Genomic DNA, 25516 nt, shown 5'->3' with positions numbered 1-25516 from the left:
TCGGCGGGGCCTTTTTTATGGGTGGGTCAGGGGTGGAACGGCCAGATCAGCGGGGTTAGCAGCACGGTCAAGATCCCCGCCAGCACGTTCATCGGCAGGCCGATCCGCAAGAAGTCCGCAAACCGGTAGCCCCCCGCCGAATAGACCATCATGTTGGTCTGGTACCCGATCGGCGTGGCAAAGCTGGCCGAGGCCCCGAACATCACCGCCACCACAAAGGGACGCGGGTCCAGCCCCAGTTGCGCCGCGACCCCCGCCGCGATGGGGGTCATGACCACAGCCACCGCGTTGTTGGTCACGATCTCGGTCAGGATCGAGGTCGCCGCATAGATCACCGCCAGCGTCACCAAGGGGTTCAGGTCCGACAAGATCGGGGTCAGCAGGCTGACGATCCGCTCCATCGCGCCGCTGCGGTCAAGGGCATTCCCCAGCACCAGCATCGACACCACAAGTAGCAGCAACCGCCCGTCGATAGAGCCGACCCCTTCGTCGGGGTCCACGCAGCGTGTGGCCAGCACGATGGCGACCCCGATCACCGACAGGGGCAGGATGGGTGCCAGTTCCAGCGCGGCCCCCAGCACCACGGCGATCATCACCAGAATGGCAATCGGGGCCTTATTCCGGCGATAGGCGCGGGTGGCCAAGGGGGCCAGCAGGGTCAGGTTCTCTTCGCGGGCTAGGCGTTCGATATCATCGCGGGGGCCGTCCAGCAGAACCGTGTCACCGGGCAGCAGGCGCAGGCCTGTCTCCCGCAGATCGACCGAACTGCCGCGCCGATGCATCGCAATCGGGTAGACCCCGTGCCGCCGACGCCAGCCCAGTTCGCTAACCATCCCTTTGGCACTGCCGACCAAGGCCTCGATCACCGTGTTCTGGCGGCTCTGGACCCACTCGGCGCCCGACAGCTCCAGACTGACAGACCGGTTTTCACGCAGAGCCATGACCTCTTCCTCCGAGGTGCGCAGGACCACGCGATCGCCGGCCTCCAGGGTTTCTTCGGCAAAGCGGTGGCGCAGGGACACGTCCTCTCGGATCAGGTCGATCACACGGCCCGACCCACGGCGAAAGGCGGCGACATCCGCGATCCGTTTGCCGATCAAGGGGCTTTCAAGGGGCACAAACAGCTCGACCGTCCACGATTTGCGGTCCCGCAGGGCGGACTGGTCGCTCAGGGCGGCGCGGTCGGGCAGCAGGCGCGGGGCGGCAATCGCCAGAAACAGCCCGCACACCACGGCCAAAGCGATCCCCAAGGGTGCGATCTCGAACAGGCTAAAGGGCGCGATGCCCAAGTCCCGCGCGACCCCGTCCACCAAGAGGTTGGTCGAGGTCCCAATCAGCGTACACGTCCCCCCAAGGATCACCACATAAGACAGAGGGATCAAATAGCGCGAGGCATTGGTACCCATCGCGCGGGCCAGCCCAAAAACCACAGGGATCAGCACCATGACCACAGGCGTGTTGTTCATGAACGCTGACGCCGCCGCCGCCACCCCGAAAAAGGTTGAAATGGTCAGGATGGGATGGCGGCCGACCCCTTTGATCAGGTGGGCGGCAAGGGCATCCAGAACGCCCGTGCGGATCAGCGCCGCAGACAGCACGAACATGGCACCGATGGTAATGGGGGCGGGGTTGCCCACCGCCTTGAGCAGGTCGTCGGTGCTGACGATCCCCAGAAACAGCGCGATGGCCGCACCGCACAGGGCCACAACCTCGGCCGAGAAAAGCTCTAGCAGAAAGACGATAAACACACCTGCAATCAGCAGGATCGAGGCAACAGGGGCGAAAGATCCCAGGTCGAAAAACATACACGCACTCCAGCGCGGTTTCGGAAAAGTCGGATTGTCAAAAGCGAAAGAGGGAAAGAAGCGACGCAGGCGGCGTCTATTCTGGATTGCGCTGTCCCGTCCGGTGGGGCCGAAGGCGGGCAGGGCGCCGGTCGGGGCCGGCTGGATACCTCATGTCAGATGGCGTAGCGGCTGGCAGAGCCGCGCCAAACAGACTGGAAAATATCTGTTTCCAAGGGGGCTGTCATGCGGATTCTCATTGCGCGGGTGCAAGCGCGGAAAATTCCCGCTTAGTGCCGTCTGGCGCGGCAATTGCAGCACCCCGTCAAATGACCGCGTTGCAGGACTCGGGCCCAAGTGATTGGCTGGGTTAAACGCATTGCACAGGTGGCCCCGATGACGCCCGAACTGTTTTCTACCTTGCGAATTTATGACCTGAAGCTGTTTTTGGCCGACCTCTTGGCGGGGATCACCGTGGCAATGGTCGCCCTGCCGCTGAGCCTTGCGATTGCGATTGCCTCGGGCGCCGATCCGGCGACGGGGCTGGTGACGGCGGTGGTCGGGGGCTTTCTGATCTCGTTCCTTGGGGGCAGCCGCGTGCAGATCGGCGGGCCGACGGGGGCGTTCATCGTGGTGGTCTACGGAGTGATCGCGGCCCATGGCTATGACGGGCTGGTGATCGCGACCCTGATGGCGGGGATGATCCTGCTGGTGGCGGGCTATTTCCGCGCGGGCCGCCTGATTTCATTGGTGCCAGAGCCGGTGATCGACGGTTTCACCATCGGGATCGCGGTGATCATCGCCACAAGCCAGCTCAAGGATCTAATGGGGGCCGACATTGCGCACATGCCCGCCGAGTTCTTTGCCAAGATCGAGGCGCTCTGGTCCGCGCGGGGCACATTTAACGGGGCGGCGCTGGGGATCGGGCTGGCAACGATTGCGCTGATCACGGTGCTGCGCCGCGCCTTTCCCCGCTATCCGGGGTTGATTGTGGCGATGGCGGTGACTTCGGCGCTGTCGCTGGCGTTGGGGCTGCAGGTGGACACGATTATCTCGCGGTTCGGGGATTTGCCGCGGACTTTGCCGATGCCGCACCTGCCCGAGGTCAGCTTTGCGCGGATCAGGGAGTTGATCCCTTCGGCCCTTGTGATTGCGTTTCTGGCGGGGGTGGAATCCCTGCTGTCGGCGATGGTGGCAGACCGGATGACTGGCGGCCATCACAAGCCCAATGCCGAACTCATCGCCCAAGGGGCCGCGAATATCGGCTCGGCCCTGTTCGGGGGGCTGCCTGCGACAGGGGCCATTGCGCGCACCGCCACCAACATTCGCGCAGGCGGGCGGACCCCCGTGGCGGGGATGGTCCATGCGGCGGTGATTGTGCTGGTGATGCTGGTGGCCGCGCCGATTGCGGGCCAGATGGCGATGCCCGCGCTGGCCGGTCTGCTGATCCTGACCGCATGGAACATGAGCGAGCCCCACAAATGGAAGCACCACTGGGCCCAATCCCCGTCCGACCGATTTTTGCTGATCCTGACGCTGGTCCTGACGGTGATCGCCGATCTGACGGTTGCCATCGGGGTGGGCGTTGCGCTGGGGCTTGCCCTGCGCGCCCGTAAAAAGGGGCTGCCCGACGCCGACTGGTCCGAACGCAGCCGTTAGAGAGAGCCCTCGGTGTGGATGTGGATGACGGTGCCGCAATGCTTGCAATGGACCGCGTCCGCGTCATGCAGGATCAGCCCGCAGACCTGACATTCCTGACGCACCTTGGAGGGGCGGAACAACACCTGTAGCAGGCGCAAGAACAGCGTCACGCCAAAGATCATCACCCCCACAGACAAGAGCCGCCCCCAAGGGCCGCTGAGCGTGATGTCCCCGAAACCGGTGGTCGTCAGGGTCGTCACGGTGAAATACAGCGCGTCTACATAGTTCCGGATTTCGGGGTTAATCCCGTATTGGGTCGCATAGATCAGGCCGGTCATGATGAACAGAAACACCCCGAGGTTCAGGGCGGACATGATCACGTCCTCGTTCTTGCGGAAGTAGCTGAAGTCCTGCCGCAGCCGCGCCAGCGTCTGATAGGTGTGCAGCAATCGCAGGGTGCGCAGAACCCTCAGGAAGCCGACACCTTCGCCCGCGATGGGCGCCAGAAACGACAGAACCGCAGCGATATCGGCCCATGTGGCCAGCCGCGTCAGGGATTTCAGCTTTTGCTTTTCCAGCCCCATCCGCACCAGAAAATCCATCAGGATCAAGGCACCGAACACGCCATCCACCCACTCGACCCACGGGGCGCGGGCAAAGAACGACGTCACCACCACAAAGCCGATGGTCACGATGTCGAACGCCAGTAGCCCATAGCGGAACCTGTGCGCCGTGGGGCTGTCGCCTTCGTAAAGGTTGCGGATGCTCTGGATCATGGATGTGCCCCCATTTGCTGCGCCTCTAGCTGACACAACCGACGGCGCTTTGGCCAGACCGCGCGGGACAAAAGACAAGGGCCGTGCCGCATATGCAGCACAGCCCCTGTGGGAACGCCCGATTCGGTCCGGACAAGAGGGGAGGACCGATTGCCGGATCAGGCGGCCAGTAGACCGGCCCCCGCAAGGGAGCCGCGCTTTGGATCAGAGCTGCGCCAGAATTTCGGCGGCAGGGGTGTAGGGCAGGTTCTGCGCGACCGAGACAGGCTCGCAGGTGATGACGCCCTTGGCCACGTTCAGGCCGTTCAGCAGGTGCTCGTCGCGGCGCAGGGCCTCGGCTACACCCAGGTCCGCCAGCTTCAGCAGGTGGGGCAGGGTGGCGTTGTTCAGCGCATAGGTCGAGGTGCGGGCAACCGCGCCGGGCATGTTGGCGACGCAGTAGTGGACGATGCCCTCTTCGATGTAGATCGGGTCGGCGTGGGTGGTCGCACGAGAGGTCTCGAAGCAGCCGCCCTGGTCGATCGCGACGTCCACCAGCACCGCGCCGGGCTGCATGGTTTTCAGCATCTCGCGGGTGACCAGTTTGGGGGCCGCAGCACCGGGGATCAGCACCGCACCGATGACCAGATCCGCGTCTTTCACAGCCGCTTCCAGCAGGCTCTGGCTGGAATACACGGTTTTCACCGCGCCACCGAACTGCTGGTCGATGCTTTCCAGAACGTCGTTCGAGCGGTCCAGAATGGTAACATCCGCGCCAAGGCCAACCGCCATTTGCGCTGCGTTACGGCCCACAACGCCGCCGCCGATGATCACGATTTTGCCCGGAGCCACGCCCGGAACGCCACCCAGCAGAACGCCGCGTCCGCCATGGGCCTTTTCCAGCGCCGAGGCACCGGCCTGCACCGACATACGGCCGGCAACTTGGCTCATGGGCTTCAGTAGGGGCAGACCGCCACGGGGCGAGGTCACGGTTTCATAGGCAATGCAGGTCGCGCCGGATGCGATCAGATCATTGGTCTGGGGCGCATCGGGGGCAAGGTGCAGATAGGTATATAGGGTCTGGTCCGCACGCAAACGTTTGCGCTCAACCTCTTGGGGTTCTTTGACTTTTACCACGATGTCGGCGGTCTCGAACACCTCGTCGACCGAGGCAATCGCCGCACCGGCTGCGCGGTAGGCGTCATCGGTGGCGCCGATGCCTTCGCCGGCGCCGGTCTCGATGGTGACGGTGTGACCATGGGCAACCAGCTCTGCCGCGCTTTCGGGGGTCAGGCCGACGCGATATTCGTGGTTCTTGATCTCTTTCGGGCAACCGATACGCATTGTATCCTCCAAATGGCGTGTTGCCACAGATGATGCGCCCGATTGTCGCGCAGGTGTTTCGAATTTTCGCAAGGATCGCGTGTGTTTTCGAAGAAGTTTCGAAATATACGTCAGTATTTCGAAGAAACCACGCTCATGCTGCATATGCACGGTCCAATCGTCCCGCTGGGTGAATCGGAGGTGGACCCGCGGCCAGTGCTCTGGCACCTTTCGGGCATGAGCACCCCACACCCCATCCCGTCCTTTAACCTGTTCGGCGAGACCACTGTGTTCCCCGATGTGGTCCATTGCGAGCAGTTCTTCGACCGCGCCGCGCAGCATGGCTGGACGATCACCCCCCACCGGCATGACCAGATGGCGCAGCTATTTGTGATGGGCGCAGGCTCGGCCGAGGTGTCGGTGGACGGCGCGTCTCAGCGGTTGACCAGCGGGCATTTCCTGTTCCTGCCGCCCCATGTGGTGCACGGGTTCGTTTTTGCCAAAGGCTCGCACGGGGTGGTGATTTCCTTTCCGACCAGCGTGTTTCTGGGGCTGGCGGGCGAAGGGGGGCAGATCACCAAGGCGCTGTCCCGTCCGTTTCTTGGCGCCACGACCGAGGCGTTGGGCGCGCTGACCACGGTTCTGGCGCGTCTCTTTGCGGAACGGGGCGGGTTCAGGGCACAAAGTTTGGTGTCCACGGCGCAGGCCATGCTGTCCTTGGTGGCAGAGCACAGCCCCGTTGACCTGAGCGAAGGGGCTGATGACCGGCTCAAACGGCTGGATGCGCTGATCGCCCAACATATGGCCGAAGGCTGGAGCGCACGTGATTACGCAGATGCTTTGTCGGTCACGACGGGCCATCTGAGTCGGCTGTGCAGGGCGGCCACGGGGCAGGGCGCGTCCTCTTATATCGAGACCGCGATCATGGCCGAAGCACGCCGTTTGCTGGCCTTCACCCGCCTGCAAGTGGCCGAAGTGGGCTACCGTCTGGGCTTTTCCGACCCCTCTTATTTCTCGAAACGGTTCAAGGCCAAAGAGGGGATGACCCCTGTCGCCTACAAAGCGCGGTTCGCGCCAGAGGCGTAAGTCCGGCCTGTGGGGATATGGCAGGTGGAGGAAACCGTGCATCGGGGGCTTTCTCCGTGGTGCGCCGAGAAGCCATTTCAAAACAGATGGTTGTCCGATTTTCTCGCCTATCCGCCTCATTGGTGGTGCGCGATGAATGCACGAAATCTACCAGTGCTTGCTCTGTTCCTCTATTTTCAGTGCATCTTTTCTGGGGCAGCTTTCGCCGCAGGGGGACCTCTTTGCCAACCAGAGTCTTTGGGCCGTTTCAGCCGCTGGCAGGCCACGATCAGGTGCGGATACCGAAATTGCGTTAAGGAAATAAATGTTCATTGACAGAACAGTTTTTCAATCGCACAGTTCGACCAAGAGGGGGAGGACGATATGGATCTTCAGGACAAGGTTGTGCTGGTCACAGGCGGTGGCAGCGGTTTGGGCGAAGCAACCGCGCGCCGTTTGGCAGCAGCGGGAGGCAAGGTCGCAGTTGTGGACCTGTCCCAAGAACGCGCCGATGCCGTCGCGTCCGACATTGGCGGCGTGGGTATTGCTGCGGATGTCTCGAACGTTGAACAAGTCGAGGCAGCCTTTGCCAAAGCGGCAGAGGCATTGGGTGCGGCGCCCGCGGTTGTGGTTAGCTGCGCAGGGATCGGCACCGCGACCCGCATTCTGCCGCGCGATGGCGCCCTGACCGTGGACAGCTTTGCCAAGACCCTTCAGGTCAACCTGCTTGGTACCTACACCGTGCTGAACGTCGCCGCCCGCGAAATGGCCAAATCCGAGCCGCTGGACAGCGATGGTTCGCGCGGCGTGATCATCAACACCGCCTCCGTTGCGTTCGAGGACGGCCAGATCGGTCAGGCGGCCTATTCGGCGTCCAAAGGCGGCGTGGCCTCGATGACCCTTCCGGCGGCCCGTGAACTGGCGCGCTTTGGCATCCGTGTGATGGCGATTGCGCCGGGCCTTTTCGAGACCGCAATGAGCGCCGGTCTGCCCGACGACGTCCGCGCCGAAATTTGCAAGAGCATCCCGTTCCCCAGCCGGATGGGGATGCCCGACGAATACGCGCGCCTTGCGCAGCAGATCGTCGAAAACCCCATGCTGAACGGCACGGTCATCCGCTTGGATGCCGCCGCCCGTATGCCCGCGAAATAAGAAGAAAGAATTCCGATGTCCCAGAGCACCGATTATCTGCTGGTTGAAATCGACGGTCCTGTCGCGACCCTGACCATGAACCGCCCCGGCAAGCGCAACGCTATGTGCGACGAGCTGCTGGACGCGATCGACGCGTTCTTCTCGAACCCGCCCGAAGAGGTGCGTGTGGTGATCCTGACCGGGACCGAAGGGCACTATTGCTCGGGCCTCGATCTGTCCGAGCACGTGGCCCGCAACGCCGAAGGCACCATGCGCCACAGCCGCAACTGGCACCGCGTGATGGACCTGATCCAGTTCAGCGGTCTGCCCGTGATCTCGGCGATGTACGGCGCGGTGATCGGTGGCGGTCTGGAAATGGCGACCAGCACCCATGTGCGCATCGCCGAACCCAGCACCATCTTCCAGCTGCCCGAAGGGATGCGCGGCATCTTTGTGGGCGGCGGCGCGACTGTGCGCGTGGGCCGTATCCTTGGGGCCGACCGCATGTGCGAGATGATGCTGACGGGCCGCAAGTACAACGCCGAAGAAGGCCTGATGCTGGGTCTGACCCACTATTCCGTGGCCGAAGGCGAAGCGATGCCGCTGGCCCGTAAGCTGGCCGCGAAGATCGCGAAAAACGCAAGCCTGTCTAACTATATGATGATCAACGCCATCAGCCGCATCGGCGATATGTCCAAAGCGGATGGCCTGTTCACCGAAAGCCTTTGCGCGGCTGTGTCCCAGACCAGCGCAGACGCCGAAGAGGGCCTGAAGGCCTTCCTCGAGAAACGCCCGCCGGTTTTCCGCTAGGCGTATGCCATTCGTCCGCCCCAAAGAGGAGGGGGCGGACACACAGATTTCATTCGACCCACAGGACGATAGGGAGGCCCTGAGAATGACGACCTTTACCCGCCGCAGCATGATGGCAGCCATGGGTGCCGCACTGGCGACCCCCGCACTGATGAAACGCGCGAACGCAGCCGAAGTTACCCTGCGTCTGCACCACTTCCTGCCCGGCGTCGCGCCCATGCAGACCAAATTCTTTGAACCTTGGGCGGCAGAGCTGAAAGAAGCGTCGAACGGCGCGATCGACGTGCAGATGTTCCCCTCGATGCAGCTGGGTGGCAAGCCGCCGCAGCTGGCAGACCAGACCCGTCAGGGCATCTGCGACATCGCATGGACCCTGCCTGTTTACACCCCCGATCGTTTCCCCGTAGCGGAAACCATGGCGCTGCCCTTCATGGTGACCAACGCCGAGAAGACCTCGGTTGCGATGCAGACCCTGATGGACGAGTTCGGCGAAGGTGAATACAGCGGCATGAAAACGCTGGCCTTCCACACCCACGATGGCGGCAAACTGCACACCCGCAACGCCCCCGTCACCAGCACCGCTGACCTGAAAGGTCTGAAGCTGCGCGCGCCCAACCAGGCCACCGGCGAGATGCTGACCAAACTGGGGGCCGAGGTTGTCTTCTTCCCCGTCACCGAGATGGTTGTTGGTCTGTCGAACGGCGTGATCGACGGCTGCTGTCTGCCCTACGAGGTTGTGCCTGCGTTCAAACTGCAGGAACTGACCAGCTTTACCTCGGCTCCGGCGGCGGGCGCACGTGGCCTCTACTGCAACACCTTTGCTCTGATCATGAACCAGCGCGCCTATGACGGCATGTCGGATGACGTGAAAAAAGTGATCGACGATCACTCGGGCATGGCTCTGTCCCAGCGCATCGGCAAGCAGTTCGACGAATTCGAGGCCTTTGGCAAATCGGTCGTTGAAAAGCAGGGCAACACCATCGCGGAAATCCCCGCCGAGACCATCGCCGAATGGCAGGAACTGGCAATGCCGATCCACGACGCTTGGGTGCAAAAGCTGAACGATCGTGGTCTGGACGGCGCCGCCATTCTGGCCCGCGCCAACGAGCTGCTGGACGCCTGATATGGCCGAGCGGCTGGAAAGCGAACACAATGACTGGCAGGGGGTGAACGGCCCCCTGTTCAAGATCCTGCGACCGATCTGCGTTGTCTCTGCCGGTTTCGGCGGGCTGGTGATCTTTGGCGCGGCGATCCTTGTGACGGTCTCGGTTGTTCTTCGGAACCTTGGTCTTGGCGGTGTCCGCGGAGACTTCGAACTGGTGGAACTGGTCTGCGCCGCCTGTGCGTCGCTTTTCCTGCCGCTCTGCCAATTGAACAAAGGCCATGTGATGGTGGACCTGTTCACGGCTTGGATGCCCTTTCGGGCGCAGCGCCGTCTGGACGGGATCTGGACGCTGATCTTTGCCGTGGTGTGGGCGCTCTTGTGCTGGCGTCTGTCGATCGGCCTAGAGGAAATCCGCGGCTATGGTGACAAATCCATGCTGCTGCGTGCACCGATCTGGTGGGCCTATGTGCCTGCGGTCTTTGGTACTGCGCTGTCCGCGGTTGTCGCGCTGGCCATGAGCCTGCCGATGATCTTCACCTCGCTGCGCGGAATGGAGAGCGCGTAATGGACCCGACACTTATTGCAACGATCATGGTCGTCGTCCTGCTGTTGGCGATCTTTATCCGGATGCCGATTGCGCTGGCGATGGGCGTTGTGGGGGCGGTGGGCTATTCGTTTCTGGCCAGTCCCTATGCCTTGATGGCGTATTTCAACACCGCTTGGGTGGACAAGTTCATGTCCTATGAACTGGCCATCGTGCCGCTGTTCATCCTGATGGGCCATCTGGCCACCCGCACCGGGATTTCGGGCGCGATCTTCCAAGCGTCAAACGCCTGGATCGGTCACAAGCGCGGCGGTCTGGCGATGGCGGCTGTGGCGGGCTGTGCGATGTTCGGCTCGATCTCTGGCTCGTCGCTGGCGACAGCCTCGACCATGGCCAAGGTCGCTCTGCCGGAAATGCGCAAGCACGGCTATTCGGGGGCGCTGTCCTCGGGGTCGCTGGCGGCTGGGGGCACCTTGGGTATTCTGATCCCGCCGTCGGTGGTTCTGATCATCTACGCGCTTCTGACCGAGCAGAACATCGTCAAACTGTTCCTAGCGGCGACCATTCCGGGCATTCTGGCGGTCTGCGGGTTCTTTATCGCGATCATGGTGTATGTGCGCCTGTATCCCGAAGAAGGCCCGACCCACGAGAAAGCCGATTTGGCAACCCGCCTGCGGTCTCTCAAGGACATCTGGCACGTGATTGCGATCTTCGTGGTGGTTCTGGGGGGCATCTATGGCGGCTTCTTCACTCCGGCCGAGGGCGCCTCGGTGGGTGTGGTGATGACGCTGGCGGTGGGTCTGTTCAAAGCGGGGCTCAAGTTCAGCGAGTTGATGGACTGTCTGATCGACACCGCAGGCTCGACCGCGATGATCTTTGCGATCGTGTTCGGCGCGGACATCTTCAACGTGGCACTCGCCCTAAGCCAGATGCCTGCCGAAGTGGCCGATTTCTTCCGCAATGCGGATATCGCGCCGATGACTGTGATGCTGGGGATGATTGTGTTCTATCTGATCATGGGCTGCGTCATGGACAGCTTGTCGATGATCCTCTTGACCGTGCCGGTGTTCTTTCCGACCGTGATGGCGCTGGATTTCGGACTGATGCCGGAACAGCAGGCCATGTGGTTCGGGATCATCACGCTGGTGGTCGTCGAGATGGGCCTGATCACACCGCCCGTGGGTATGAACCTGTTCGTCATCTCTGCGATGGCCAAGGACATCCCCACCAGTCAGATCTTCCGTGGAACGACGCCCTTTATCTGCGCCGAGTTCTGCCGGATCGCTCTACTGGTCAGCTTCCCCGTGCTCAGCTACTGGCTGGTCGGTGTGGTGGCCGGTTAAGACAAGGAGAACGATGATGGCGAGAGTTGCGCGCAAACAGGCAGTGGCAGAGGCGATCCCTTCGGACCGTAGTCTGCGGCAGTTCATCGGGTACAGCATGAAGCAGAACTATCTGCTGATCCGCGAGGACATGATCCGTACCATCGAACCCCTTGGCCTGCGGGTTGCGACGTTCTCGGCGCTCGCCGTCATCAACGAAAATCCCGACATCACCCAGACCCAGCTGGCGCAGGCGCTGCGCATCGAACGCTCGGGGACGGTGGTGATCGTGGACGAGCTGGAAAATGCGGATCTCATCGGGCGCAACCGCGTCGAAGGGGACCGCCGCTCTTATGCCCTGCGGGCGACATTGGCAGGGCAGAAATTATGGAAAAAGGCCGAGGCAGCAGTCCAGGCGCATGAACGCGCGCTGCTGTCCGCCCTGAGCGAAGAAGAGCAGACCGCTCTTTACGATATGTTGCGGCGCATTGGCACCGCTGGATCATCCGACTAAGGGCGGGAGGGCCCGGAGGGGGAATTATGAAAAACGAGATTACGGGACTGACCATGGTCCCGCACTCTGTCCGGCTCGAGCGTCGCGACAGCATTATCGAAATGCGCTCTAACGTGGCCTGCGATCCCATCGTCGATCACACCGGCGTCTGGATCGAAAAGTGGGCCGCCGAGACCCCCGATCAGGTCTACATCGCCGAGCGGGCAGGGGACGGCTGGCGCGAAATCACTTACGCCGCGCTGCTGGATCAGGTCAAAGCGATTGCCTCTTCGCTGGCCGCGCGCGGTCTGGGCCAAGAGACCCCCATCGTGATCATGTCGGGCAACGGTGTGGACCACGCGCTGCTGTCCTTGGGGGCGCAGTGGGCCGGCGTTCCGACCGTGCCGCTGGCCGAGCAGTATTCGCTCATCCCCGAGGCGCACGCTCGTCTGGTCTATGTCCTGAACAAGGTCAAACCTGCGATGGCCTTCGTCGATGACGCGGGCCGCTACGCTGAGGCGCTGAAGCGTCCCGAACTGGCGGACGTGGAAATCGTGGCCTCTGCCACCGAAGGCGCACCTGTCGCCGTGACCCCCTTTGCCGATCTTCTGGCGGGTGATGACAGCGTTGATCTGGACGCGGTGCATGCAGCCGTTGGCCCCGATACGCTGGCGAAAATCTTGTTCACCTCTGGCTCGTCTTCGGACCCCAAGGGCGTGCTGACCACCCAGCGCATGATGTGTGCGAACCAGGCGCAGATGGCCTCGGTCATGCCCTTCCTCAAGGAAAAGGCCCCCAGCATCACCGACTGGCTGCCTTGGAACCACGTGTTCGGCGGCTCGCACAACGCGTATATGATGCTGGCGAACGGCGGCAGCCTGTATGTGGACAACGGCAAGCCCACCAAGTCGGGCTTCAAGCACACCGTCCAGAACATCATCGACAAGCCCGGCACGCTGTCTTTCAACGTGCCCGTCGGGTTCGCGATGCTGGTCCACGAGATGGAAACCAATCTGGAGCTGCGCCAAGCGTATTTCCGCGATCTGGACCTGATCTTCTATGCCGGTGCCTCGCTGCCCCAAGACGTCTGGACCCGTCTCGAAGAGATGGCGATGGAAGTCCGTGGCCGCCTGCCGCTGATGATTTCCAGCTGGGGCATGACCGAAACCGCCCCCGCGACGATCATGGTTCACGAACCCATCGGTCGCTCTGGCGTGATCGGTGTGCCTCTGCCTGAAACGGTCGTCAAACTGATGCCCGACGACGAGATGCGCTGCGAGCTGCGCGTCAAAGGCCCGAATGTGATGACCGGCTACTGGGGCGACGAGAAGAAGTCCGCCGAAGCCTTTGACGAAGAAGGCTTCCTGATCACCGGCGACGCCGTGCGTTTCGTGAACAACGATGATGCCGAGCGGGGCCTGACCTTTGATGGCCGCGTGTCCGAGGATTTCAAACTGCTGACCGGCACTTGGGTTCAGGCGGGCAAACTGCGTCTTGAGGCGTTGGAAGGTCTGCGCGGTCTGGTGCAGGACGTTGTGATCTGCGGTCATGACCGCGACCAGATCGGCCTGTTCATCTTCCCGCGTCCCGACCATGTTCATGGCGACAACACCTCCGAAGGGGCGGTCATCGACCCGATCCTACAGGCGGAACTCGAAGAGCGCCTGCGCGACATGGCCCACAATGCCACTGGCTCGGCAAAGCGGATCAGCCGTGCCATTATCCTGTCCGAACCGCCCTCGGTCAAAGACCACGAGATTACGGACAAGGGCAGCCTGAACGTCCGCAAGATCATTACCCGCCGCGCCGACCTGCTCGAGCGGCTCTACGATAACGAAGACCCGGCGCTGATCCGGGTGTGAGGTGACACAATGGTAGATTTCTCCAAAGTCCGCGCGATCGATTTCCACACCCACGCCGAGGAAAGCTGCGGCTGTCACGCCGATGACGGTTACGATGATCTGCAAAGCGCCATGGCCAAATACTTTGGCGCCCCGTGGAGCCACCCGCCGACCATTCCCGAAACCGCAGCCCACTACCGCGAGAAGAATATCGCAGCGGTGATCTTTCCCGTGGATGCCGAACGCGAGACCGGCTACCGCCGCTACAGCAACTACGAGGTCGCCGAGGCTTGCGCCAAAGAAGACGACATCCTGATTCCGTTTGCCAGCATCGACCCCCACAAGGGCAAGCTGGGGGCCCGCGAGGCCCGCGATCTGGTGGCGAACTACGGCGTGCAGGGCTTCAAATTCCACCCGACCATGCAGGGGTTCTATCCCAACGACCGGATGGCCTATGACCTCTATGAGGCGATCGCGGAAACCGGCAAGCCCGCCCTGTTCCACACCGGCCAGACCGGCGTTGGCAGCGGCATGAAGGGCGGCAACGGGATGCGGCTGAAGTATTCCAACCCGATGTATATCGACGATCTGGCCGTGGATTTCCCCGATATGCCGATCATTCTGGCGCACCCGTCCTTTCCTTGGCAGGAAGAGGCGCTGTCGGTCGCGACCCACAAGCCAAACGTTTACATCGACCTGTCTGGCTGGTCGCCGAAGTACTTCCCCGAGATCCTGATCCGCTATTCGAACACGCTTCTGAAGAAGAAGATGCTGTTCGGGTCGGATTGGCCGATGATCGCACCGGAGAAGTGGCTGGATGCCTTCGACAAGCAGAACTTCAAGGACGAGGTTCGTCCGCTGATCCTGAAAGAAAACGCGATGCGCCTGCTCGGCGTGTCCTGACGAAACTCCCCTATAGGGGATGTGTGCCTGACCGCAGCGGGGAAGAGGAGCCCTGCTGCGAACAGGAGTTTATTGGAGGAAACGCGATATGAAGAAAGTACTTCTGGGTCTGACCACTTCGCTGGTCTCGACCGGGGCAATTGCCGCCCCGATGGCCTGCGATGGCCTAACCGCCGAGGCCTTGGGCCTGAGCGGCGTGCGCCTGACCGAGGTGGCCGCTGTCCCCGCGGGCGAGGAAAGCCCCGTGAACGCTTGCCGCGTGCGCGGCGTGATGGCGGAGCGCACGGGCATGGACGGCAAGCCCTATGCGCTGTCGTTCGAGCTGAACCTGCCCGAGGACTGGAACGGTGACTACGTGCACCAGTTCAATGGCGGCAACGATGGTGAAGTCAAAGCCGCAACCGGTGGTCTGAAGTCCGGCACTGGCAGCGACACGCCCTTGGCGCGCGGCTATGCGGTGGTGTCCTCGGACGCGGGCCATGATGGCAAAGCGAACCCCGATAAGGGACTGGCTGGCGGCGCAAACTTCGGCTTCGATTTCGAGGCGCGCCAGATGTACGGCTACAAGGCCGTGGCAACACTGGACCCGGTGGCGCGTCAGGCGGTGCAGGCCTTCTATGGCGCGGATATCGACCACGCTTATGGCGTGGGGTGCTCGAACGGTGGGCGTCACGCGATGGTCGCGGCCTCTCGGATGCCCGAGGCGTTTGACGGGTTGCTGATCGGTGCGCCGGGGTTCAACCTGCCCAAGGCCGCGCTGCAACACGCCCATGATGTGCAGAACTTCATGTCGATCAATGGCGCGCTGAAAACTGCGTTTACGCCCGATGACCTGAAGCTGGTTGGCAACGGCGTCCGCGCGGCGTGTGACGCACTGGACGGTCTGGAGGACGGTCTGGTTCAGAACTCCGCCGCCTGTCAGGACGCGTTCGACGTGACCACCCTGCAATGCGCCGAAGGCCAGAACAGCGCGTGTCTGACCGAGGCCCAAGTCACCGTTCTGCAAAACATTCACGCCGGCCCCAAGGGCGCGAATGGCGAACAGCTCTACTCTGATTGGCCGTGGGATACGGGGATCGAGGGCGGCAACTGGCGCTTCTGGAAACTGGAAAGCCCGATCCCGCCGTGGGGCAACCGTCCGATCATCGGCGTGATGGGCTCTGGCTCGCTGGCGCAGGTGTTCACCACGCCCCCCACCGATGTCGAAGGCTCGCCCGAGGCGCTGGAACAGTTCCTGATGGGCTTTGACCTGAAGGCGCGGGCAGGGGACATCTATGCCACCACCGCCGAGTTCCCCGAAAGCGCGATGGAGGTCATGACCCCTCCGGGTTCGGACAACCCCGAACTGGCGCAGTTCCGCGATGCGGGTGGCAAGATGCTGGTGTTCCACGGGGTCAGCGATGCGGTCTTCTCGGTCAATGACACCGCGAACTGGTACGGCAAACTGGACGCGAACAACGGTGGCAAGGCGGCAGACTTCGCCCGTTTCTACCCCGTTCCGGCCATGAGCCACTGCTCTGGCGGCCCGGGCGCTGAGGATTTCGATCTGTTCACCGCGCTGGTGGACTGGGTTGAAAACGGCACCGCCCCCGAAGCCATCCCCGCACGCGCCCGCGACGGCAACGAAGAAGTCCCCGAGACCCTGAAGGGCGAAGAGACTGTCCTGTGCCCCGCGCCGCAAACCGCCCACTATACCGGAACCGACCCCAAGTCGGCCTCCAGCTTTACCTGTCAGTAATCAGGAGCAAGATTGATGATCCCCTTTGCCGCCCCCGTTGACGATATCCTGTTCAGCCTGCGCCACGTTGCCGATGTGGCCCGTCTGCCCGACTGGGATGACGAACTGGCCGAGGGGATCATCACCCATTTCGCAAGCTTCGCCGAGGGTGTGATCGCCCCCTTGGATGAACCGGGCGACGCCCAAGGCTGCCGTCTGGAAAATGGCCGTGTGCGGATGCCCGACGGCTTTGGCGATGCGTTCACCCAACTGGCCGAAGGTGGCTGGCAGGGGCTGACGGTGCCAGAGGAATTCGGCGGGATGCAGGCCGATCACGTCACCGCCGCCTGTGTGTCCGAGATTTTCAGCGGCGCGAACCACGCGCTGCAAATGGTGTGCAATCTGGTCCCCGGCGCTGTGTCCACCCTCATGCGCTTTGGCACCGAGGATCAGAAAGCCGCCTATATCCCCCCTCTGGCCGAGGGGCGCTGGCTGGCCACCATGTGTCTGACCGAACCGGGCGCAGGCAGTGACCTGAGCCGCGTTCGTACCAAAGCCGTGCAGGAAGACGGCCAATGGAAAATCACCGGCGAGAAGATCTTTATCTCGGGCGGTGATCAGGACATGAGCGAAGGCATCTTCCATCTGGTGCTGGCCCGTACCGGCGCGATGGAGGACGGGGTCAAGGGCCTGTCCCTGTTCCTGTGCCTGTCCGACAATGAAGGCGCGCGCAACGACATCACCGTCACGCGCATCGAGGAAAAGTTGGGTCTTCATGCCTCGCCGACCTGCCAGATGGCGTTCGATGGCGCGCGGGCGGAACTATTGGGAGCCGAGGGGCAGGGTCTGATGGCGATGTTCACCATGATGAACCACGCGCGGATCGACGTGTCCCTTCAGGGGGTTGCCCATGCCAGCCGCGCTTATCAGGTCGCCTCGGCCTATGCCGCGGAGCGCACCCAAGGGCGCAAACCCGATGGCAGCCCCGCCGTTCTGTCCGACCACGCCGATGTGCGCCGGATGCTGGACGAACAGCGCGCCTTGGCCGTTGGGGCGCGGGCGATGACCCACATCACCATGGTCGAGATGGACCTCGGGCAGCGCCCCGCCTTGGTCGATTTCCTGACCCCCGTGTGCAAGGTCTTCTGCACCGAGGCGGGCATTCGCAGTGCCGATCTGGGGATGCAGGTGCTGGGGGGGTATGGTTACCTGACCGAATACCGTGTGTCCCAGACATGGCGCGATGCCCGCATCACCTCGATCTACGAGGGGGCGAACGGAATTCATGATCTGACCATCGCGACCCGCGGGCTTAAAATGCCCGGCGCGGCGGACGGGTTCGACGCACTGATTGGCGAGCTGACCGATGACGCCGGCGTGCTGGCCCTGCGCGACCAGTGGCGGACCCTGCGCAGCGACGTTCAGACCAGCGCCACCCCCGCAGATCTGGCCTATGATTTCGGCCGCTTGACCGGCGAACTGATGTTCCGCGCCATCTGGGCCAAGATCGCCCGCGTCGGCGACGAAGAGATGCAGCGACTGAACGCCCGCGTGCAGCGCCGCCCTCTGCCTGTCGCGATCTGAGGCGAAGTCGCACGACCATACCTTTTGCTAGTCCCCCTTGCGCGAACAGCGATTGACGGGGGCTGGCGGATGGGGCAAACCCGAAATGTGATCGGTTCCGCGACGGCCCCAAGGTGCCAGACGGAAGCAAAAGGGAACACGGTGCGGCGTACCCATCAGGGACCAAATCCGTGACTGCCCCCGCAACTGTGAGCGGCGAGCGCAGCTGAGACAGCCACTGGACCACAGGTTCGGGAAGGCCAGCCAGCGCAACGACCCGCGAGTCAGGAGACCTGCCGGACACAGGCGCAGAGATGCGCTTTGCAACCGGACGCCGGGGTGCGCGTCTGGCGTGGTTGGGCCATAAATCCACCCGTGCCGATTGTTCCCTTTCGTCTCATTCCGAATGCGGGATTTCCCGCCTGTCTGTATGAGGACGTGACCTTGAAACACCTACTGCTGGCCACCGCCGCAGCTTTGCTTCTGCCCAAGGTGGCAGGGGCGCATTTCCTGCTAAGTTACACCAAAGACACCATTATCGAACGTCCCGGCGATGTGCCGGTCAAACTGGCCTTCTGGCACCCGATGAGCGACGGCACCGTGATGGAACTGGCCGAGCCCTTGGAATTCTACGTGGTGCACCGCGGGGAAAAGACCGATCTGAAACCCTCTCTGACCCCTACCGTGTTCCGCAGCAGCGAGAATAGCGCGGGTGCTTACATGGGCTCTGTGCCGGTCAAACGGTCGGGCGACTATGTGCTGGTGACCGTCCCTCAGCCCTATTACGAGGAGTCCGAGGACAAGTTCATCCAGCAGATCACGAAGGCCTACCTGAACCGCAGCGGCCTGCCGACCGACTGGGATCAGCCGCAAAACCTGCGCACCGAGATCCTGCCCTTGACCAAACCCTATAACATCATCGCGGGCTCGACCTTTCGCGGACGGGTGATGGCGGCGGGCGAACCTGTCGCAGGAGCCGAGATCGAGGTCGAATTCATGGCAGCAGAGCCCGATCTGGCGGGCGAAGGTGCGCTGGCCCCCACGGCCAAACCCTTGCCCGGCGGGGCGATTGTGGTGATCTCGGACGACGAGGGGTATTTCGACTTCGGTGTGCCGAAGGCGGGCTATTGGGGCTTTGCCGCGTTGGACATCGGGCCGGACAAAGAATTCGAGGGCAAACCTCTGTCACAGGATGCGGTCATCTGGGTCCGCGCCTGGGACCTGAACTAAGGAGAGCGGCCCATGCATATTGTTGATGGTGCCCTGACAGGACCGGTGGTGATCGGCGGCGCGGTTTTGGCCGCGGGCGGGATCGCTATGGGTCTGCGCCAACTGCCGCTGGAAAAAATTCCCGCGGCGGGCGTTCTGTCGGCCAGCTTCTTTGTCGCGTCTTTGATCCATGTGCCGCTGGGGCCGTCCTCGGTCCACCTGATCCTGAACGGATTGGCGGGGCTGGTTCTGGGGTGGGCGGCCTTTCCGGCGCTGTTCGTCGGACTGGTGCTACAAGCGGTGTTCTTCGGCTTTGGCGGGCTGACGGTGCTGGGGGTGAACGCAGTGAATATCGCGGGTCCTGCGGTGCTGGCGGGTCTGTTGTTCAGCCGTCTGATCACCCGTGGCACCCCTGTGCAGGGCGCAGTGTGGGGCGGCGTGGGCGGAGCCTTTGCCAGCGGTCTGACCACCGTGGCGGTTGCGGCCTGCCTGATGCTGTCCGGTGATGCCTTTATTCCAGCGGCCAAGCTGGTGTTCGTGGCCCATATCCCCGTGATCATCATCGAGGGCCTACTGACCGCCGCCGCCGTTTATCTGGCGCGCAAGGTCAAGCCGGAACTCTTCCATTCCCTGCGGGAGGTGCAGTCATGAACCGCCTTTCCCTGACCCTGACGGCCGCTCTGGCCCTGACCCCGATCGCGGCCTCGGCCCACAAGATCATCGCCGCTGTGTTCCCCTCGGGCACCCAGATCGAAGGCGAGATCGGCTTTTCCAACGGGGACATGGCCAAGAACGTGGTGGTCAATGTGCTGCGTCCCGATGGCTCCAAGATCGGTGAAACCACCACGGATGCCGATGGCTTCTTCACCTACACCCCGACCGAGGAAACCGCGCTAGAATTCCGCTCGGACCTCGGGGCAGGGCATGTGGCCACCGCCGAGATGAGCCTTGAGGATGTCGCCCGCGTGATGGGCCACACGGTCACCGCGACCGAGGCGCCTGTTTCGCAGGCAGCCACCGATGCACCCGTTGTGGCTGGCGGCTTGACCCCCGTTCAGGTTGCCGAAGTCGCCGACATGTTGCGGGACGAGCTGCGTCCCCTCCGCCGCGAGATCGCCGCTTACCGTGAAAAGAACGACCTGCAGACCATTCTGGGGGGCATTGGCTATATCATCGGCCTGTTCGGGCTGGTGTTCTATATCGCCGCGCGCCGCCGGTTGCAGGACGCTGGAAAGGGGGCGCAATGACCCTACTGACCGGCGATCACCTGACCGAACGCAGCGCCACCCTACGCGGGCTGGTGGACGAGATTGACCCTCGTGCCCGCATCCTGCTTGCGGTGCTTTATGCGGTGGTCGTTGTGTCGCTTAGCAGCCTGCACGCGCTGACGGGGGCGATGGTGGCCAGCCTGACCCTGCTGGCCCTGTCGCCGATGCCCGCAGGCCGGACCCTGCGCCGCATGGTGGCGGTGGACGGTTTCATCGTGGCAATGCTGGTGATGCTGCCGTTCTCGGTCCCCGGGGATGCGATGTTTACCCTCTGGGGTCTGACTGCCAGCTGGCAGGGCCTGTGGCAAGCGGTGGAAATCGCCCTGACCGCAAACGCTGTAGTGCTGGCGCTGATGGTGCTGGTCGGCTCGCTAGAGCCTGTGACCTTGGGCCACGCGCTCCACGCCCTGAAATGCCCCGAATCGCTGGTGCATCTGATGATGTTCACCATCCGCTATATCGAGGTTCTGCGCGATGAATACGCGCGCCTGCGGACCTCGATGAAGGTGCGGGGCTTCCGCCCGCGCAGCACGTGGCACACCTATCGCAGCTACGGCTATCTGGTGGGCATGATGCTGGTACGCGCACTAGAGCGGTCCGAGCGCATTCTGGTGGCCATGAAATGCCGTGGCTTTCAGGGACGTATCATCCTGCTTGAGGAGTTCCGCCTCAGCCCCCGCGATGTGGTTTTTGCACTGGTTGTGATCGGTGTTTGTGCCGCGCTGGTCGGGTTGGAGGCCGTGTATGGCGCTGCTTGAACTGCGGGACATCCACTTTGCCTATCCGGGCCATGCGCCGGTGCTGTCGGGGGCTGATCTGACTCTGAGTGCCGGTCAGCGCGTGTCGGTCATCGGGCCGAACGGGGCGGGAAAGTCGACGTTGATGCGGATGATGGTGGGCCTGCTCCGGCCCCAAAAGGGCGAGGTCATCGCCTTTGGCCAGCCCCGCCGCAAAGAGGCCGATTTCTACGACGTGCGCTGCCGGATGGGTCTGCTATTTCAGGACCCCGACGATCAGCTCTTTTGCCCTACCGTGGCCGAGGATGTAGCGTTCGGCCCCTTGAACCTTGGTAAATCCAAGGCCGAGGCTCTGGACATCGTGGACACGGTTCTGGCGCGGATCGGGATTGGCCATCTGCGTGATCGGGTGACCCACAAACTGTCGGGCGGGGAAAAGCGGATGGTGACCCTGGCCACCGTTCTGGCGATGGAGCCAGAGGTGCTGCTGCTGGACGAACCCACCAACGCGCTGGACAAAGAAAACGAAATCCGACTGCTAGAGGTCTTGCAGAGCCTGCCTCAGGCGATGGTTCTGATCAGTCACGATCCGGCGTTCCGGCAGTCCCTGGCCCCCGAAACGCTGGTGCTGGAAAACGGAAAACTGGTTCGGGAATAGGTGGCGCGCTCAGGCGCACCACTTTTCCAGACAGTTGATCAGGGCCGCGTGCGAGGCGGGCTTGCGGATCAACGGCTCGCCCGTGCGGCGAAATTCCACCCCATCGGGCGCATCGGCGGTGATAAAGGCAAACGGGATATTCCGTTCGCGCAGGATACGGGCCACGCCTTCGGTGGTCGCGCCGTAGCCCAAATTCACATCCAGAAAGGCTGCATCAATCTGGGCTTCGCGCGCGGCATGTTCGGCCTGTTTCAGGCGCGAGCAGGGGCCAACCACTTCGTAGCCGCGTTCTTCGATGACTTCGGACAGGTCAAGGGCAACGATCACTTCGTCCTCGACAATCAGCACTCTGGGCATTGCTTCACTCATCTTCGGGTAGCTCCTCGATCGGCATCGAGCAGGTCCAGATGACTCCGGTTTCCGCATAATCCATTTCCACACTGCCTCCAGTCTCGAGGGCGATGGCGCGGTTCGTGATGAACGAGCCAAACCCTTTTCTCTCAGACCTAACGACCAGCGGGCCCCCGAGTTCCTGCCACCTTACAGAAAATGAAGGTGTGTCTTCTGTGTCATCAATTTCCCATTTCAAATCGACGCGGCCCCCCGGCACACTTAGGGACCCATATTTCACAGCATTGGTTGCCAGTTCGTAAAAGGCCATGGAAAAAGCCAGAGCCTGACCGCTGCACACCTGAAACGCCTGGCCATCATAGTGCACACGGCCCGGGGCCACGCGATCAACGATATCGGCCACGACATCGCGGAAATCGCCGGACTGCCATTTGGTGTCCATCAGGCGCCCGTGGGCGGCGGCATAGGCGTCCAGTCGGTTGTCCAGCGTGCGCCGCACGCCATCCTCGACGGTGGAGTAACGCAGGGATTGGTTCACGATCGACTTCACCACACTAAAGGCGTTCTTCACACGGTGGTTCAATTCGCGGATCAGGATGCGCTGGGTGTCCTGCAGCTTGCGCTCGGCGTCGATGTCGATCAGGGCCACGGCGGCGCCGATGCGGTGCCCTTCGGTGTCTTTGACGGGGCGCCCGATAATGCGCATCCAGAATTTCGTACCGTCGCCGCGCTGGTAATGCACGTCCATCTCGGAATAATCCTCGCCTTCCAGAACGCGGGCAAGGGGGTATTTCTCGGGATCGATGGGGTGTCCGTGCTGATCAAACGCCGTCCACGCGTGGTAGTCTGCCACCTTTTCCGAGAAGTGGATGGGATGGCGCAGCATCTCTTCGACCAGATGATTGCCAAAGGTGATCTGACCGCTGGCATCGGCCACCAGAATACCGACGGGCGCCGTTTCCACCATCGCCTCGAATTCCTGTAGCTTCAGACGTTTGGTCCGAAGGCGCAGGCTCTGCTCCGCCGTCTCGGCCTCAAGCTCGGCGATACGGCGCTTCAGCGCTTCGATTTCCTGATGCGGATCTGCCAGAAGGTCGGCAGGCGCGGGGACTTGCTCCATTAAGGGGCTCACTCTCATGACACATACACCTGAAGGTATCTTTGCATAGTTATACGCGGATGACAGATGGAAAGGATGAACTAAGGCAGATCAACTCGTTGTGACAGAAATCCGTGCGTCCAGAACGTGGTGCACTTCGAGGGTCTGCAACGCGGGGAGGGGCGATTTGGTTCCACGGCCCTGACGATTGAGGATCGCGGCGGCGGCCGCAGCACCGATTTCGCGGCGCGCGGTGCGGGTTGTGGCCATCGGGGCGGGCAGGCTGGCGGAAATATCGACCCCGTTGAAACCGGCGATGGTCAGGCGGTCGGGGATGGGGATGCCTGCCTCCATGCAGTGGAACAGACCGCCCATCGCAACGTCATCGTTGGAATAGTAGATGGCGTCCAGATCGGGATGGGCGGTCAGGATTTCGGCAGTCATCGCCTTGCCTGCGGCCACGCTGGACAGCCCGCCCACGATCCGCTCGGGCACATCGGTGATGCCTTGGGTGGCCAAAGTCTCCAGATATCCTGCGCGCCGTTTGGCCCCACGGGTGTCACGGTCCAGCCCGCAGCCCACATAGGCGAAACGCTTGCGCCCTGCCTCAAGCAGCATCCGTGCCATGCCCGCGCCCGCCTCGCGTTGGGAAAAGCCGACGCACATGTCCACCGGATCGCCGTCCGTATCCATGATCTGCACGATGGGCAGAGGGGCCGCCCGCAGCATCTGCGTGGTCAGCTCGTCCTGATCCAAGCCGGTCACGATCATCCCCGCCGGTTGCCATGACAGCATCTGCCGCACGATCCGGTATTCGCGGTCGGGATCATACCCCGTGACCCCGAAAAAGGGTTGCAGCCCGCTTCCGGTAATCGCGTCCTCGATCCCGGACATCACCTCGGAGAACACGATGTTGGACAGGGACGGGACCACCACTCCGATCAGGTCCGAGCGGTTGTTCGCCAGACTGGCCGCCACGTGGTTCGCCATATAGCCAAGCTCGGCCGCGATCCGCTGGATGCGTTCCACCGTCTTCGGCGACACATCCCGCGCACCGCGCATCGCCCGAGAGGCGGTCATTTTGCTGACCCCTGCAGCGGCGGCGACATCGGCCAAAGTGACTTTGCTTTGCATCCTGTTCCCTCTCAGGGTGACGATTTGAAGTGTTCTACACGGGATGCAGGCTTGACGCACCCCTTCTTGGGGTCTACCCATACCACAATTCGGTACCGGTAACGGAGTCTGGGAGGGCGCCACGGTATCCGCACGCCATTGGGTTCAGAGGAGGGGCAGATGGGCGCAGATTACAAGGTGGCCGTGATTGGCTTGGGGTCGATGGGCTACGGGGTGGCCAGTTCGCTGCTGCGAGCCGGGCTGACCGTCTATGGTTTTGACATCAACCCCGCACAGGCGCAGAAATTCCGCGAGGCTGGCGGGGCCGAGGGGGCGCTGGCCGACGTGGCAGGCGATCTGGATGCGGTTGTCACCGTGGTCCTGAACGCAGCCCAGACCGAAGCGGTTCTGTTTGGCGATGGCGGCGCGGTTCCCATGCTGCGCAAAGGCGCTGCTGTCATGAGCTGTGCCACCGTCGCCCCCGATTTCGCCCGCCGGATGGAGGCCCAGTGCGCCGAAAACGGCGTGCTCTATCTGGACGCTCCGATTTCTGGCGGTCCGATCCGTGCGGCGGATGGGGCTCTGTCGGTGCTGGCATCGGGCACGGCAGAAACCTTTACCGCGTTGAAACCCGCCCTCGATGGCATGGCCAGCGACGTTTTTGAAATGGGCGACAGCGCCGGTGCTGGCAGCGCGATGAAGGCGGTGAACCAGCTACTCGTTGGCGTCCACATCGCCACCATGGCCGAGGCACTGACCTTTGGCATGACCCAAGGCGTTGATCCCAAGCGCTTCTACGAGGTGATCACCAAATCCGCGGGCACTTCTTGGGCGCTGGAAAACCGCACGCCCCACATCATCGACAACGACTATTCCCCCAAAAGTCAGGTCAACATCTGGCCCAAGGACCTTGGTATCGTGCAGGACATCGCCCGCAGCGCGAAATTCAGCGCGCCGATTTCGGGCGCGGCGCTGCAGATGTATCTGGCCGCCCAAGGCATGGGGCTGGGGGCCGAAGACGACGCTGCCATCGCCAAGGTCTATGCCGCAATGGCGGGCCTGACATTACCTGGACAGGAGTAAC

Annotated in this window: 24 protein-coding genes and 1 riboswitch; of the genes, 18 read left to right on the top strand and 6 right to left on the bottom strand. The window is 62.6% G+C overall.

The window, feature by feature from the left end:
- Positions 1-26: 26 nt before the first annotated feature.
- Positions 27-1805, bottom strand: a complete 1779-nt coding sequence (locus tag HJ536_RS07790) for an SLC13 family permease (RefSeq protein WP_177157272.1) — start codon at positions 1803-1805, stop codon at positions 27-29.
- Positions 1806-2180: 375 nt separating this feature from the next.
- Here HJ536_RS07790 and HJ536_RS07785 point away from each other — a divergent pair, with 375 nt between their 5' ends.
- The gene (locus HJ536_RS07785) at positions 2181-3443 is read left to right on the top strand and encodes a SulP family inorganic anion transporter (protein ID WP_177157271.1); all 1263 of its coding nucleotides are present in this window, start codon (positions 2181-2183) and stop codon (positions 3441-3443) included.
- Here HJ536_RS07785 and HJ536_RS07780 read toward each other — a convergent pair.
- Together HJ536_RS07780 and ald are read right to left on the bottom strand one after the other, a co-directional pair.
- Positions 3440-4201 (bottom strand): potassium channel family protein, encoded by a 762-nt coding sequence (locus HJ536_RS07780; protein ID WP_176855314.1) that lies wholly within the window; start codon positions 4199-4201, stop codon positions 3440-3442. The genes HJ536_RS07785 and HJ536_RS07780 overlap by 4 nt on opposite strands.
- A 204-nt stretch (positions 4202-4405) precedes the next feature.
- Entirely contained in the window at positions 4406-5524 is a 1119-nt protein-coding gene (ald, locus tag HJ536_RS07775) for an alanine dehydrogenase (protein ID WP_177157270.1), read from the bottom strand.
- Between the two features lie 216 nt (positions 5525-5740).
- Between ald and HJ536_RS07770 the strand changes: the two genes are divergently transcribed.
- The 16 genes from HJ536_RS07770 (at position 5741) to HJ536_RS07695 (ending at position 21869) form a co-directional block, all read left to right on the top strand.
- A complete protein-coding gene (locus HJ536_RS07770; protein ID WP_177157269.1) occupies positions 5741-6589 on the top strand; it encodes a helix-turn-helix domain-containing protein in 849 nt (282 codons plus the stop codon).
- A gap of 363 nt (positions 6590-6952) precedes the next feature.
- Positions 6953-7720, top strand: a complete 768-nt coding sequence (locus tag HJ536_RS07765) for an SDR family NAD(P)-dependent oxidoreductase (RefSeq protein ID WP_177157268.1) — start codon at positions 6953-6955, stop codon at positions 7718-7720.
- Between the two features lie 15 nt (positions 7721-7735).
- Entirely contained in the window at positions 7736-8509 is a 774-nt protein-coding gene (locus tag HJ536_RS07760) for a crotonase/enoyl-CoA hydratase family protein (RefSeq protein ID WP_176855311.1), read from the top strand.
- Between the two features lie 85 nt (positions 8510-8594).
- Entirely contained in the window at positions 8595-9632 is a 1038-nt protein-coding gene (locus HJ536_RS07755; RefSeq protein ID WP_177157267.1) for a TRAP transporter substrate-binding protein, read from the top strand.
- A 1-nt stretch (position 9633) separates the two neighbouring features.
- Entirely contained in the window at positions 9634-10179 is a 546-nt protein-coding gene (locus HJ536_RS07750; protein WP_176855309.1) for a TRAP transporter small permease, read from the top strand.
- Positions 10179-11501: a TRAP transporter large permease gene (locus HJ536_RS07745; RefSeq protein ID WP_177157266.1), complete on the top strand. Its 1323-nt coding sequence runs from the start codon at positions 10179-10181 to the stop codon at positions 11499-11501. Before HJ536_RS07750 ends, HJ536_RS07745 begins: the two co-directional genes overlap by 1 nt.
- A gap of 16 nt (positions 11502-11517) precedes the next feature.
- Positions 11518-11994, top strand: a complete 477-nt coding sequence (locus HJ536_RS07740) for a MarR family winged helix-turn-helix transcriptional regulator (RefSeq protein ID WP_177157265.1) — start codon at positions 11518-11520, stop codon at positions 11992-11994.
- A gap of 26 nt (positions 11995-12020) precedes the next feature.
- Positions 12021-13835 carry a feruloyl-CoA synthase gene (locus HJ536_RS07735; RefSeq protein ID WP_177157264.1) on the top strand — a complete coding sequence of 605 codons (1815 nt, stop codon included), beginning with the start codon at positions 12021-12023 and terminating at the stop codon, positions 13833-13835.
- A gap of 9 nt (positions 13836-13844) precedes the next feature.
- Entirely contained in the window at positions 13845-14717 is an 873-nt protein-coding gene (locus tag HJ536_RS07730; RefSeq protein ID WP_176855305.1) for an amidohydrolase family protein, read from the top strand.
- Between the two features lie 88 nt (positions 14718-14805).
- Positions 14806-16455: a tannase/feruloyl esterase family alpha/beta hydrolase gene (locus HJ536_RS07725; protein WP_177157263.1), complete on the top strand. Its 1650-nt coding sequence runs from the start codon at positions 14806-14808 to the stop codon at positions 16453-16455.
- 15 nt (positions 16456-16470) lie between these two features.
- Positions 16471-18018 carry an acyl-CoA dehydrogenase family protein gene (locus HJ536_RS07720; RefSeq protein ID WP_177157262.1) on the top strand — a complete coding sequence of 516 codons (1548 nt, stop codon included), beginning with the start codon at positions 16471-16473 and terminating at the stop codon, positions 18016-18018.
- Between the two features lie 75 nt (positions 18019-18093).
- A riboswitch (cobalamin riboswitch) is annotated at positions 18094-18312 on the top strand.
- Positions 18313-18441: 129 nt separating this feature from the next.
- On the top strand, positions 18442-19227 hold the full coding sequence (locus tag HJ536_RS07715; protein ID WP_177157261.1) for a DUF4198 domain-containing protein: 786 nt from the start codon (positions 18442-18444) through the stop codon (positions 19225-19227).
- A 12-nt stretch (positions 19228-19239) separates the two neighbouring features.
- Complete coding sequence (gene cbiM / locus HJ536_RS07710) at positions 19240-19857, top strand: cobalt transporter CbiM (protein WP_177157260.1); 618 nt, start codon at positions 19240-19242, stop codon at positions 19855-19857.
- Complete coding sequence (locus HJ536_RS07705; RefSeq protein ID WP_177157259.1) at positions 19854-20453, top strand: cobalt ABC transporter permease; 600 nt, start codon at positions 19854-19856, stop codon at positions 20451-20453. Before cbiM ends, HJ536_RS07705 begins: the two co-directional genes overlap by 4 nt.
- Positions 20450-21232, top strand: coding sequence for a cobalt ECF transporter T component CbiQ (gene cbiQ / locus HJ536_RS07700; protein ID WP_177157258.1), 783 nt, complete (start codon positions 20450-20452; stop codon positions 21230-21232). The genes HJ536_RS07705 and cbiQ overlap by 4 nt, the downstream gene beginning before the upstream one ends.
- Positions 21219-21869 (top strand): energy-coupling factor ABC transporter ATP-binding protein, encoded by a 651-nt coding sequence (locus HJ536_RS07695; RefSeq protein WP_177157257.1) that lies wholly within the window; start codon positions 21219-21221, stop codon positions 21867-21869. Before cbiQ ends, HJ536_RS07695 begins: the two co-directional genes overlap by 14 nt.
- Before the next feature lie 9 nt (positions 21870-21878).
- On the opposite strand, the gene HJ536_RS07690 is transcribed toward HJ536_RS07695, so the two are convergent.
- The 3 genes from HJ536_RS07690 to HJ536_RS07680 all read right to left on the bottom strand — a co-directional run bounded on the left by HJ536_RS07690 (position 21879) and on the right by HJ536_RS07680 (position 24453).
- The gene (locus HJ536_RS07690; RefSeq protein WP_176855297.1) at positions 21879-22238 is read right to left on the bottom strand and encodes a response regulator; all 360 of its coding nucleotides are present in this window, start codon (positions 22236-22238) and stop codon (positions 21879-21881) included.
- Positions 22231-23340, bottom strand: coding sequence for an HWE histidine kinase domain-containing protein (locus HJ536_RS07685; protein ID WP_177157256.1), 1110 nt, complete (start codon positions 23338-23340; stop codon positions 22231-22233). The genes HJ536_RS07690 and HJ536_RS07685 overlap by 8 nt, the downstream gene beginning before the upstream one ends.
- 90 nt (positions 23341-23430) lie before the next feature.
- Positions 23431-24453, bottom strand: coding sequence for a LacI family DNA-binding transcriptional regulator (locus HJ536_RS07680; RefSeq protein WP_177157255.1), 1023 nt, complete (start codon positions 24451-24453; stop codon positions 23431-23433).
- A 159-nt stretch (positions 24454-24612) separates the two neighbouring features.
- Here HJ536_RS07680 and ltnD point away from each other — a divergent pair, with 159 nt between their 5' ends.
- Positions 24613-25515: an L-threonate dehydrogenase gene (ltnD, locus tag HJ536_RS07675; protein WP_177157254.1), complete on the top strand. Its 903-nt coding sequence runs from the start codon at positions 24613-24615 to the stop codon at positions 25513-25515.
- The last annotated feature ends 1 nt before the right edge of the window (position 25516 follow it).

The organism is Donghicola mangrovi (assembly GCF_013377535.1).
In the GTDB taxonomy this organism is placed as follows: domain Bacteria; phylum Pseudomonadota; class Alphaproteobacteria; order Rhodobacterales; family Rhodobacteraceae; genus Donghicola; species Donghicola mangrovi.
This window is presented reverse-complemented; position numbering and strand designations above follow the sequence as displayed.